The 10,681-nt window shown below is 62.1% G+C and carries 13 protein-coding genes and 1 pseudogene; 7 read left to right on the plus strand and 7 right to left on the minus strand.

Translation table 11 applies throughout. From position 1 onward, the window contains the following. Position 1 precedes the first annotated feature (1 nt). The 5 genes from L284_RS31680 to L284_RS0123910 all read right to left on the minus strand — a co-directional run bounded on the left by L284_RS31680 (position 2) and on the right by L284_RS0123910 (position 3,618). Positions 2-325 carry a TrbC/VirB2 family protein gene (locus L284_RS31680; protein ID WP_017980861.1) on the minus strand — a complete coding sequence of 108 codons (324 nt, stop codon included), beginning with the start codon at positions 323-325 and terminating at the stop codon, positions 2-4. 20 nt (positions 326-345) lie between these two features. Next, on the minus strand, positions 346-1,524 hold the full coding sequence (locus L284_RS31685; protein ID WP_152524629.1) for an LPD7 domain-containing protein: 1,179 nt from the start codon (positions 1,522-1,524) through the stop codon (positions 346-348). Between the two features lie 341 nt (positions 1,525-1,865). Then, the gene (locus L284_RS31690; RefSeq protein ID WP_017980863.1) at positions 1,866-2,468 is read right to left on the minus strand and encodes a lytic transglycosylase domain-containing protein; all 603 of its coding nucleotides are present in this window, start codon (positions 2,466-2,468) and stop codon (positions 1,866-1,868) included. After that, the gene (locus L284_RS31695) at positions 2,465-2,818 is read right to left on the minus strand and encodes a hypothetical protein (protein ID WP_017980864.1); all 354 of its coding nucleotides are present in this window, start codon (positions 2,816-2,818) and stop codon (positions 2,465-2,467) included. The genes L284_RS31690 and L284_RS31695 overlap by 4 nt, the downstream gene beginning before the upstream one ends. Further along, positions 2,815-3,618, minus strand: a complete 804-nt coding sequence (locus tag L284_RS0123910; protein WP_024310572.1) for a lysozyme family protein — start codon at positions 3,616-3,618, stop codon at positions 2,815-2,817. The genes L284_RS31695 and L284_RS0123910 overlap by 4 nt, the downstream gene beginning before the upstream one ends. A 246-nt stretch (positions 3,619-3,864) precedes the next feature. Between L284_RS0123910 and L284_RS48710 the strand changes: the two genes are divergently transcribed. Beyond that, positions 3,865-4,506 carry a helix-turn-helix domain-containing protein gene (locus L284_RS48710; RefSeq protein ID WP_026151881.1) on the plus strand — a complete coding sequence of 214 codons (642 nt, stop codon included), beginning with the start codon at positions 3,865-3,867 and terminating at the stop codon, positions 4,504-4,506. On the opposite strand, the pseudogene L284_RS49065 reads toward L284_RS48710, so the two are convergent. Both L284_RS49065 and L284_RS31705 read right to left on the minus strand, forming a co-directional pair. Then, a pseudogene (locus tag L284_RS49065) lies at positions 4,495-4,635 on the minus strand (hypothetical protein); the annotation flags it as partial. The gene L284_RS48710 and the pseudogene L284_RS49065 overlap by 12 nt on opposite strands. A gap of 152 nt (positions 4,636-4,787) precedes the next feature. After that, a complete protein-coding gene (locus L284_RS31705) occupies positions 4,788-5,060 on the minus strand; it encodes a helix-turn-helix domain-containing protein (RefSeq protein WP_017980866.1) in 273 nt (90 codons plus the stop codon). 187 nt (positions 5,061-5,247) lie between these two features. Here L284_RS31705 and L284_RS31710 point away from each other — a divergent pair, with 187 nt between their 5' ends. From L284_RS31710 to L284_RS31740, 6 genes are all read left to right on the plus strand, one after another. Continuing rightward, entirely contained in the window at positions 5,248-5,652 is a 405-nt protein-coding gene (locus tag L284_RS31710; protein ID WP_020486682.1) for a hypothetical protein, read from the plus strand. Between the two features lie 127 nt (positions 5,653-5,779). Further along, positions 5,780-6,640, plus strand: a complete 861-nt coding sequence (locus tag L284_RS31715) for a replication initiator protein A (RefSeq protein ID WP_017980869.1) — start codon at positions 5,780-5,782, stop codon at positions 6,638-6,640. A 446-nt stretch (positions 6,641-7,086) separates the two neighbouring features. Next, on the plus strand, positions 7,087-8,130 hold the full coding sequence (locus tag L284_RS31720) for a hypothetical protein (protein ID WP_017980870.1): 1,044 nt from the start codon (positions 7,087-7,089) through the stop codon (positions 8,128-8,130). A 294-nt stretch (positions 8,131-8,424) separates the two neighbouring features. Beyond that, positions 8,425-9,291: a DUF7146 domain-containing protein gene (locus L284_RS31730; protein ID WP_017980872.1), complete on the plus strand. Its 867-nt coding sequence runs from the start codon at positions 8,425-8,427 to the stop codon at positions 9,289-9,291. Continuing rightward, positions 9,288-9,938 carry a hypothetical protein gene (locus L284_RS31735; RefSeq protein ID WP_235054325.1) on the plus strand — a complete coding sequence of 217 codons (651 nt, stop codon included), beginning with the start codon at positions 9,288-9,290 and terminating at the stop codon, positions 9,936-9,938. Before L284_RS31730 ends, L284_RS31735 begins: the two co-directional genes overlap by 4 nt. Before the next feature lie 51 nt (positions 9,939-9,989). Then, positions 9,990-10,322 carry a single-stranded DNA-binding protein gene (locus L284_RS31740; protein WP_020486683.1) on the plus strand — a complete coding sequence of 111 codons (333 nt, stop codon included), beginning with the start codon at positions 9,990-9,992 and terminating at the stop codon, positions 10,320-10,322. The last annotated feature ends 359 nt before the right edge of the window (positions 10,323-10,681 follow it).

Here is a 10,681-nt window from a genome sequence, read left to right on the forward strand (position 1 = left end):
GTTAGCTGCCCGATCCGCCCATCCAGCCCACGATGGTCGCGGCCGAGAAGATGATGCCGATCCCGATCAGCACGGTGACGGCCCGCCCCCAATCCATGCGGCCGGTCAGCTTTGCATAGCCGACGGCCATCACGGCGATGATGCCGACCACGGACGCGATCGTGGTCATCCATGTCTTGATGGTCGTAAGGCCGCTCTCGATGGCGGTGCCGTCCGCAAGGGCCGGCTGCGCGATCGAGATGAGGGCCAGGGCGCCGGCGAAGCCGACGAGTTGGCGGGCGCGGCGATCGGACATCATCCGGCCCAACTTCGATGTGAATTTCATACGGTACTCCATGGCTGGAATTACCTCTCCAATGTTGGGGAGGACTGGACCGGCTCTATTCGCCGAACGGGAGCCGGTTCGCGGACCGACACATCAAGGCCGCGCCGAAGCACGTCCGAGATCATCTGCCGACTGTCACGGGTCTCCGACGCAACCTGCATCGCATCCCCTTTGAAGACCTCGGCGATATGCTGTTCCATGGCCGCCTGCGCCTGGAGCGCGTTGGCAAGGCGCGGTTCGGCCGCGATCGTGTCGGCAGCACCGTGGAGAAATAAGTCAGCCAGTTCCTCGCTATCGCGATGCCGCTTGGCCTCTTCTGATCGCTGGCGCTCCTCGCGAACGACCTGGGCGTCCCGCTCGGGCTGGGGCTGGCGATCCTGATCGCGTGTCGAACGCGCGACCGCCCGCTCCTCCTGAGCCCCATAGATCTGATCGACCAGCGCCGATGCCGTCTCGCGGACCGCGCGCGCACGCGGATCGCCGCTCGTCTCCAGCTCCCGGATTCCCCGCTCGAACACGCGCTCGACGATCGCCCGCTCGTCGAGCGCGGCCCTCTCGCCGGCTTCGCGAGCTGCGGCCGGAGAAGGTCTGCGCTGGGCGCTCGCATCGACTTCCGGGGAGCCGACGGCGCCATCGCTTTCCGATGCGGCGCTCGCGACCGTTTCCATGGCCTGCACGGCCCGCTCGGCGGTTTGGGCGGCGTTGGCCGGCGCTCCACGCGTCGCCGCTTCCTGCCTGCGCTCCTCTTCCCGGCTCCGCAGGCCCGCCATCCGCTCGGCTTCGGCGAACGACGGCTCGTAACCTTTGACCGTCAAACCGGCGCGGGAGCCGGCCTCCCATACCGCCTTGGTAAACTCGGGCGTCCCATGAACGTCAATCGTTTCCCAGCCATTATGCTGCGCGAGTCTGACCAGCGCAGCTATCGTTTCGGGATCTTCGTCGCGGGCGATGATCCGGTCATCGATGATTTCGAGCGACGGGTTCAACCGATCCCCGGCAAAGAACACGCCGAGGCGTCGATTGCCACCATCGGGGGATTCGACAACCCGCATGGAGTACCGCTTCGCCATATCGGGCGGGATCTCGAACGTGGACCGTTCGGGAGCGGCCTGCGCAAGCGCCGATTGGATGGACGCGCTTTGGGCGAGGCTTTCGGCAAGGTCTTTGCCGTGATCGGCCCCATGTTCGGCAATCACCACATCGGGAGCGCCTTCCGAACCGGGCCGGCTCAGCGCTGACATTTGCTCGGGCAGGCGAACGCCGCCCTGTCCGTCTATATGCGTGCCGACGCCCAGAGCCTCTTTGGCTTCCGGCGCCCTCGATTCCACCAGACGCTTGAAATCCGGGTCCGCCACCAGCTTCCGGGCGCGATCTTCGGCGAGCGGATCGCGGCTGTTGCCCGTGGTGGCAATCAAAGTCGCATCCTTCCCAGCATAGATCGCGACTTGCTCTTGGTCGCGATAGTCGGCGCTGGGAGAAAAGCTGCTGACCACGAGCCGCGTATCGGCGCGCGTGCTGGGCGCGATGGAATTGGTCTCGCTCATTTGAAGACCTCGATATCGTTGGAAGCAATTTGGCCGACCACCCAGCTATCGCGATCGTTCGCTGGCCCGTTATTCGAGGCCGGCGTGTCGCTCGCGGGCGTGGAAGGAACGGGGAGAGCTGGCGGCGCCTGGACGGAACCCAGCGCGGCCGCGGCCGACCACACGCGGCCGACATAGCCGTTGCGAAATCCCCGCGTCAGCGTTCCGGTATTGTAGAGCGAATAGGTCGCGGAGATCGCATCGAGGCCCGTGTAATGCCGGGTTGCCAGACCATAGCCTTCTTGCAGCACAGCGGAAGCGAGCCGCAGATTGGTGCAAGGATCGAACACCTCTTCGACCGAGACCCCGAGGCGCGCGAAATTGGCCGAATTGACCTGGGCCAAGCCGACATCGACGGTGTAGCCAGCAGCGACATAGCGACGGACGATCGCTGCGCCTTCAGCGACGGAGCCGGCACGAACGCGCGGCCCCTTGTTGACGTTGATCTTGAGGGAGTCGCCGCTACTCTCCGTCATGACGAGCGGCACAACCGCTTCGGTCGCGATTTCCGGCGCGCATTGCTGCGCCAGCGTGGCAATGGCGGCGACCGCGTAGATCATTGCTGTGTCACCGTCTGGTATCGCGTGTCGAGCGCGTAGCTCGACACGGCACCGTCTGACTGCGTGACCGTCAGATTATAGCCGTGCTTCACCTTCTTGGTGCGAATGCCGACGCCCGTGCATGTCGGGAACGAGCCGCCCATGGCGAGGACATTCCAGAGCTTCGTGATAGGCGGGACGCACTGCGCATATTTCGTGGGGGAGCCGGGGGTGGCGAGGCAGAGAACCACCTGGCAACCCCAATCCGACGCATAGGCCGGTTGCGGCGCGGCGACCGCCACAATCCCAGCGCCGCACAAGGAAAGCGCCCCCGAGGCGCCCCCCAGCTTGTTCAACAATCGCCCGATCATGAACCACCTCCATGAGATACGCGCCACTCTTCCGCCGCGAATACGTCCCATCGGGGCGGCGCTTTCTCGGTGGGTTGCAGGGCCGACACGGGCGCGGAGGGCGCATCGGTTCCAGAGATTGCAGATGGACGGCGAACGTCGGCACTGGCGACATTGACGATCCAGTCCTCGTCCTCTTCGACGGGCCGGATGCGGTCGATGACCTGTCCAGGGCGCGCGAACGCGATATGCCAATGATTGGAGTGACCCCGATCCCCCGGCCCAAGCAGCTCTATGAGCCGGATGCCGCTTTGCCCCATAAGGGCGCGGATTTGGTCGCGCGTGATCGAGTTGACGCCGGCAGCAGGGACGAAATCCACGGCTTGCCCGAATTTGTGCCAGCTATAACGCGCCCCGTATGTCGCGTTCATGGGCCTGATTGTGTCGGTGATGCGGGCGGCAAACGCCCGCCGTAGCAGCGCTGTTACCCCCGATACCGTAGCCGTGGTGGGGATGGAGGCCCGTTGCGAACCATCATCGACCTGCGCCAGCGCGCACGGGTCGAACACGGATGCCGGAGTGATGCCGTATGTCGCGAAGTCCCGGCCCTTGATCGCAAGCGGTCCGGCATCGAAGTCCGCGCCGAGCGCAAGCAGATCACGCACTGTCGCTTCTGCGTCGGCCTCATTGTCGGGCTGACGGGTCAGCGAGGCGCCCGTGTGAACGATGATCGCGTAGGGCGGTGCCGGGGTGGTCACGGCAGCGCCCAACCCTGCTGCGCAGAGCTGAATCGCCTTTGCCGTAAGCACCGCTGGAAGCATGAACGCCTGCTCCGTCAGATACAGTCCATAAAAAATAGTGGACGATACTGACGATCATGGCAACACTCAATCGCATCCGGGGAATTGGATTTTGAGCCGTTACGAAGGTGTGTTCATCTCCCCTCCCCTCGTTCACCATGTTGCCGAGACAGCAAGCCTAGCATAGAAAACATGGCTTTTAGGGGAGCCGGAGCCTTTGGGCTGACGGCCCCTTTCGGTGAGGCGTATCGCGCAAAGGGCAGAAGATTGAGAACAACCGTCGCTTTCCTTGCGGAAACACCCGGTTCGGCGACCCTGGAAGATCAAAAGGCGGTCCTAAGCCCTGATGACATCGTTGTGGAGGCGGGGAAAAAGAGTTTCAACCAGCTCGGCGAACTGCTCGCACGCAACGGCATCAAGCTCGCCTCTGGAGATCGGATCAAGGTCTTCGACCTATCATGCCTGGCGCTTTCAACGAACATGCTCATTCGCGTGCTGGCTAAGACGTTGCGTGCCGGCATCAGCGTTGAGATCGTGTCACAAAAGCTTGTCATCGAACCCGGTGCGACAAGCGAGATGCACGTTTTGCTTGATACCCTGGACGGCCATTACAGGCATATCCATGGTATCAAGACCCACCCGGCAGACACCGCGCCCCAGGGTCGCAAACGCCTTCTCGATCCCGACAAACTTCCCGAGATAAGGGCAAAGCTCGACAAGCCGGGAGCGACCGCGACCGACGTGGCGCAGGAGCTAGGAGTCGCGAGATCCACGCTTTTCAACTACCTCGAACGATACGACAGGGAGCGGCGCATCAGTCGGGGCAAGAAGGTTGTAAAGGGGGGTGTTGAGGGCCGCGGCGATGATGCTCATGTCCCGAAGCGTGATGCGGATAAAAGACCCGTTTAGCATATTCTGGATACGCTTGGCCGGGATTGCGCTACGCTCGGCCAGTTCTTCAGTCGAAATCCCGGTCTCATTAAGCAACACTTTCACACGATCCCCGAATCGGGACCGCAAAACGACGCCTTTAGCCACACAAACTCCCTCGGTTCCCCCCCGATAGGCCCCTGTGGTTCGGTCGCGACCTCTTCTTCCGTGGCGTCTCGTGAGGTGGCGCCGATTGATCTATGTGTGTCTAATTCATGTCGCGACCGCAGTGCAATGATATTCCGTCGCAATAAGTATGTTCATTTTGGAGGGTTTTTGGCGCTTTCCTCGTCACATGGGCGGATCATATCCCATGCCTCAGCGCCTACGGCTTCCGCCAGCTTGACCATCATGTCGAGGGTAGGATTGGCTCTTCCGCGCTCGATGAAGGAAATATATGCAGCCGTGATGCCGGTCTGCTCGAACAGTTGCGCTTGCGTATAGCCGAGCGAGAGTCGGCGTTCCTTCAGCCGCTTCCCGAAAAGCTGCGCAGCAGGTGTTCCAACCTCCTCCAGTTGGAGATACTTCGGCATCCAAAAGGTCTCTATCGGTGCGACATCACGGCCGATTGGCCGTGTTCTCAATGCTACAGCTTATATCGGGAACGGTTCGTCGCGCGAGAAAAATTAATTTACAGCATCGCGTGCGGGAGCGTTTGACAGAATCGTCATTCGCTCATTAATTGGACTCATGGCACGCCCGCGCACCAAGACTCGGAGAATGACCGTAAAGGAGCTTGTCCGGCAACAGCGGGGCGAGCTTTATGCGACAGGGCACCAGAATCTCAACATGGCGCTGCCTTCGGGGCTGATCGACGAGATCGACACCTTGAAGAAGCGGTATCGGCTGCGCTCTCGCGATGCCGTCGTCGCCCGGATCATCCGCAAGTGCATGGCGACCGTCAGTCCCGACGACTTCGTGCAGCGTGCGGCCGATGGCGATGCGACGCTGCGCCGCATTTCGCCGATCGTCGCGAACGAACTGGCTGACTATGTGCAGCAGGTTCAACGCCGCTTTCGGAATATGCCTTATGGCCCTGTCTTCGAAATGATTTTCGCCGAGATTGGCAGCGACCTTTCCAACCCTGCTGTCCAGCTTGAACTCATCCAAGGCGGTGAGCAGTGATGGTGAGCCGCTCGGCCTCGATCGCGGCCGAGCGCGTGCAGTTAGAGTCGGCCGGAATGGTTCTCGAAAGCACGAAGATCGCCTCCCCGTTCGTGCTTTCGGGGACCATTAGAAAGGCGGCGCCGGCATGACGACGCTCCCTACGACTCAGGGCGAGCTTTTCAGCCTTGATAGCCCGTTGCTCACCGAGGTCCGCGGCGAGCGATCATTGATGGCCTATCCATTCTTTGCGCTGACTAAAACGGCGTGGATGAAGCCGCTGGCCTATAGGACGGACGCCGTTTCCATCGAGATTGGGCCGGGTCCGCGCGGTGTCGCGACTATCTACGACAAGGAAGTCCTGCTTTATATTGCGAGTCTGCTTGTAGCAAAGCTCGACTCGGGCGAGAAAGTCTCGCAGGACTTCTACTTTACCGCGCACGACCTGTTTCGCGTAACCGGGGTCAACAGCTCAGCCCGATCCTACGCCCGCCTATCGGACGCGCTTGAGCGTCTGCAAGGCACGCAGATCAAGACCAACATCGAGGCTGGTGGCGAGGGCGAGGCGGGTTTCTTCTCCTGGCTCTCCGAAGCGCGGTTGACCTATACCAAGACGCGCACCGGCGATCGGCGTCTCAAGGCGGTCCGCGTCCGGCTCTGCGACTGGCTCTATCGCGCGATCTTGCGTGACCGGGAAGTTCTCGATTACTCGCCGAATTACTTTCAGATCGGGCCTGTTGAACGCCGTCTTTATGAAGTCGCGCGCGCTTCGTGCGCAAATGGCGCTATTGACGTCGATATCGAAGACCTACGTCTGCAAATTGGGTATCAAAATCCCGTAAAGAATTTTCGCCATGCTTTGAAGGGCATAGCGGAAGAGGACTCTATACCCGATTATCGCATCGTATTAGGTGATAATACCAACGAGGACGTTAAGAGAAAGCGCGGCCCTCGCGCCGGCTCCGCCAAGGTGACGATCATCCCGAGGACCACCGCACCCCCATGCTGATCGCGGTGCGCCTGGCTAGTGATTCGGTCAAACCCGATAGCCGCGCACAGAATGGTTCTCGAAAGCACGAACAAACGGTTCTCGAAAGCACGAAGGGGGCGCCTTTCGGTTTCCGAAAGCACGAGTTTTTGTGCCTTCGGTTCTCGAAAGCACGAGTTTCCGATGCTTCCGCGCTCCCGCGCGGGCTGTCATTCATTGTCATGAAATTGCGGGGCCGAAGGGCGGCCCCCGCCAATCCAAGGGGTATGTGGGCCGTGAGCACATAAACGAATGCCCGGCACGAAGGCCGGGCACCCGATGAACTAGGAGCATCGTCGCCAAACGATGCCAAGGGCCATCAGACAGCCCCTCTCCTAGAGCATTTCGAGCGCAGGCTCAAGGGATGCGCGATTCGCGCCACGCATCTGCTTTGTTCGCTGACGGCCCCTTGCACGAGGGGACGAACGATGGACTTTACCCTGCGACAATCGACGGTGCCGGCTGACTCCGTGGTGGACGAGCTGCGCGCCGAAGGGATTTCCTACGAAGACATTCGCACCGCACTGGACTTGCAGGCTACCCAGCGGCAGTCCGGCGTGCCGGTTCTGCCCCTGCGCGTGATATGTGGGCTTGAGCAGCACAAGAGCACCAGCAGCAATGTCCTCCTCAACGCGACCCGCGCGATCGTCGGCACCCCCAAGGGGGGGCGGCCGACTGGCGGGCTCCACATCACGCGCCGCAAAATATGGGCGAACAGCGTCCGGACCGAAAGCGCCGAGGAGGCCGACTTCGCCCAGCGCCTCGGGAACGATCTTCGCAAGCGGCTCTATGTCGCCGGCGAGCTGACCTTCAACCTTGGTCGCAAGCTGGCGAGCGAAGCCCGCGCTGGCCTGCGTACCCTTACGGAGAGGGAGGAGGCCCTGGTTCAATTCACGCAGTCGTGTCAGCGCGTCCTCACGGCCATGCTGCGGCGTGAGCAGGGCCGAAAAGGCTGGCTGACCCCCGATTATGAGGCGATCATGTCGTGGACCGGCCTCTCGCGTTCGACCGTGCATCGCTCGCTCGGCATCCTGAAGGCGATCGGCCTGGTCGACTGGATCAGGCGCTTCATCTACTCGCGTGACGACACGAACGGCGCGCGCTCCGAGCAGACCTCCAACCTTTATCGCTTCGCGCTTCCCCAATGGCTGGCGAAGCTGATCGGCCTTCACGTCCCCATCCCTGACGACGAGGAGGTGCGCCGCGAAACCGTTCTGGAGGATCATGCGGCGATGCTCGCCAATACGTCGGGCGGCGAACGGCGTCGGCTGATGCCTGAAGATCCCAAGGCCCGCACCGACCTCGCCAATGCCGCCTTCCGGCTCGATCAGCGTCAACGTCTCGAACTCGCAGCCCGTGAGTGTCAGAAAAACACTGCTCCTCTTAGGAAGTCTATATATTCTAAGAAGGGAGAAGCGGAATCGGCCTGGACGGCCGATACGTTTAGCCCTGACGGGCCCCGCCTAGCCTAACCGCATCGCCAAAACCGCAACCTCACCGACTGGATCAACTGTCGGACCGTCGCCTGGGGCGCCGGAATGCTCCCCAGCGGGAGCAAGCGGCTTGACCTGCGCTCAAATGGCGACCGTCGTGGCTCCCGATCGTCGAAATCGGGATCGAAGGCGACGAGATCGCGCGTTTGATAGGCCAGAGGGAAATACTGGCGCTCAATTTCGCGCTCGGACGCGCCTCGGCGGATCGCCATCCCATCACCCGTCGGCGAAAAATCTCTGTCCATTTTCGTCCTATATTGTTATTTGGACACCATGACGCACACGCCGGAAACAGCAGCGCGTAAGATCGTCGCGGACCTGAAGGGCACATGGCATCGCAAGCATGGCATGGTCCGGTGCCCCGCGCACGCTGACAAGACGGCTTCGCTGTCCGTCACGCCGGGCCGCAAGGCAGTCCTTTTCCATTGTTTCGCCGGCTGCACCCAGGACGAGATCATCTCGGCGCTGCGCGACCAGCGTATCAATCCGGCGATCGACGCGCCCAGCTCGGCGCCGGAAGCCCCCGCGCGCGACCTCACTCCGCTCGCCGAGGATATTTGGACCCGCGCCATGCCGATCGCCGGCACCCCGGCCCAGCTCTACGCGGACGGGCGCGGCATCGGCCACACCACGATCGCCCGATATTCGCCAAGCGTCATGACCTATGAGCGAGGCCGCAGATTGCTCCTGCCGGCGCTGCTCGTACCGATGCACGAGGGCCGGAGATTTCGGGCGCTCCTGCGCATATTCATCGATCGCGATGGCCAGAAGGCCCGCGCCCTGGAGGAGCCCAAGCGCACGCTCGCCGACCCGCGCGGCAGTGTCGTCCAGATCGGCGCCCCGCCCGATGATACGATGAACCTGGCCGAAGGCTATGAGGACGCCGAATCCGCGATCGTGCTCAACGACCTTTCCGGCTGCGCGGCCGTGTGCGGCGTCGAACGCTATCGCGAGATCTACATTCCCGACCATGTGCGTCGCATCGTGATTTACTCGCAGCACGGAAAGGCCGCGGCCGAGGGGATCGAGCGCGGCCGGGAAAACCTCACCCGCAATGGCCGATCGGTGGTCATCGTCCCCCCTCCCCCCCGTTGCGACTGGAACGACGCCTTGATGGCGAAGCTGGCTGCCCGCGCTTGAGAGCGCGGGCGCTTCTCGGCGGCTTCGCGATACTCGTGGCCGTTATGCTTTGGCACCGGCCTTCGGCCGATCACCGTGCCCCACGGCCGAACGATCCGACCGGCTGCGCCGCGACAGGAGCGACGCAATTTTGTGATGCCGTCGCCGGCTTCTCAAAATCGCTCCGCAGTCCGATCTTGCCCTTCAATCGCGCGAGCATCCTTCCGCCCCCCGAAGTCACCGGCGCCGTCGATCCGGCCATCAATCAGGCCAATATCGACGCCACGATTTGCCGGCCCGGATATGCGAAAGCGGCGCGGCCTCCCTATTCGATCACCGGGCCGATGAAGCGCCGCCTTATGGATCAGCAGCATCCTGGCGAAAGCATGGCTAACTATGAGCTTGACCACCTGATCCCCATTTCCATCGGCGGCGCTCCGCTCGACATGAAGGATTTGTGGCTGCAACCGCGTCTCGGGCAGGCGAACGCGGCGGACAAGAACGTCCTGGCGTATGTGCTTTGGCGGTTGGTCTGCACGCATCAGGTGCCACTCGAAACCGCGCAACAGGCAATTAGCCGGGATTGGACGAAGGCGTATCAGACCTACGCAACGCCGGAAAACATCGCGAAATACCATTTCCGTCATGATGAACAGCGAGCGGATTAGCTCAATTATTTCCCGTTTTCTTCGTGTCATTTGTTGAAGGAGGAGAAGACTATGCCGAGGAACATCGCAGAATTTCGGGTTATCGGGAATGTGGGCAATAAGCGCGAGCGCGACAAGGTGACGTATGTAAGCGTCGGCGCGACCTACAATCGCCGGGATGGTGAGGAGTGGAAGAGCGAGACGCTCTGGAATAGCGTGGTGTGCTTCTCAAATGTCGCCCAGCAGGCCGCAAATGCGGAGAAGGGAGACCTGGTGCATGTGACGGGCCGCGTGCGCGAAAGCAGCCATGGTGAGCCCGACAATCTGCAATATCGGACGGAATTGATCGCCGATACCTTCTCGATCCTGGCAAAGTCCGACAAGCAGGATCAGGATCAGCAATAAGATGCAAGGGCGGGGGCGGCCTTCGGCACGGCTCTATCTACGCTGCGCTCCGACCGAACCCGCAAGCGGTTTCGTCCCATCCGGGTGACGATCCTCGCCTGAAACGGACGGCAAGCCTTCGGGCTTGCCGGCTCCCTATTCCCGCCTGCCCAGAGAGTGCAGCGGTTCTCGAAAGCACGAACGAGGTGAAGCGAGATCCGCGTCGCGGATCGCGGCGCTGATGTGCGCGGCCCCAAGTTGGCCGCGGCCGTGACGCTGCGCGGCAGAATGCCGCAATACCGACGGCACCGCTTTGGCGGCGCTGAGGATGAAGGGGGCGCCGCCCCCCTCTGTGCAAGGGCTGGACCGTCTCCGCGCGT

This window comes from Novosphingobium lindaniclasticum LE124 (assembly GCF_000445125.1).
Lineage (GTDB): Bacteria > Pseudomonadota > Alphaproteobacteria > Sphingomonadales > Sphingomonadaceae > Novosphingobium > Novosphingobium lindaniclasticum.

What these genes read in the sequence shown, in the direction of transcription:
- L284_RS31680 (WP_017980861.1), bottom strand. Translation starts at nt 325, where the DNA reads ATGAAATTCACATCGAAGTTGGGCCGGATGATGTCCGATCGCCGCGCC.
- L284_RS31690 (WP_017980863.1), bottom strand. Translation starts at nt 2,468, where the DNA reads ATGATCTACGCGGTCGCCGCCATTGCCACGCTGGCGCAGCAATGCGCG.
- L284_RS31695 (WP_017980864.1), bottom strand. Translation starts at nt 2,818, where the DNA reads ATGATCGGGCGATTGTTGAACAAGCTGGGGGGCGCCTCGGGGGCGCTT.
- L284_RS0123910 (WP_024310572.1), bottom strand. Translation starts at nt 3,618, where the DNA reads ATGCTTCCAGCGGTGCTTACGGCAAAGGCGATTCAGCTCTGCGCAGCA.
- L284_RS31705 (WP_017980866.1), bottom strand. Translation starts at nt 5,060, where the DNA reads ATGCCGAAGTATCTCCAACTGGAGGAGGTTGGAACACCTGCTGCGCAG.
- L284_RS31710 (WP_020486682.1), top strand. Translation starts at nt 5,248, where the DNA reads ATGACCGTAAAGGAGCTTGTCCGGCAACAGCGGGGCGAGCTTTATGCG.
- L284_RS31715 (WP_017980869.1), top strand. Translation starts at nt 5,780, where the DNA reads ATGACGACGCTCCCTACGACTCAGGGCGAGCTTTTCAGCCTTGATAGC.
- L284_RS31720 (WP_017980870.1), top strand. Translation starts at nt 7,087, where the DNA reads ATGGACTTTACCCTGCGACAATCGACGGTGCCGGCTGACTCCGTGGTG.
- L284_RS31730 (WP_017980872.1), top strand. Translation starts at nt 8,425, where the DNA reads ATGACGCACACGCCGGAAACAGCAGCGCGTAAGATCGTCGCGGACCTG.
- L284_RS31740 (WP_020486683.1), top strand. Translation starts at nt 9,990, where the DNA reads ATGCCGAGGAACATCGCAGAATTTCGGGTTATCGGGAATGTGGGCAAT.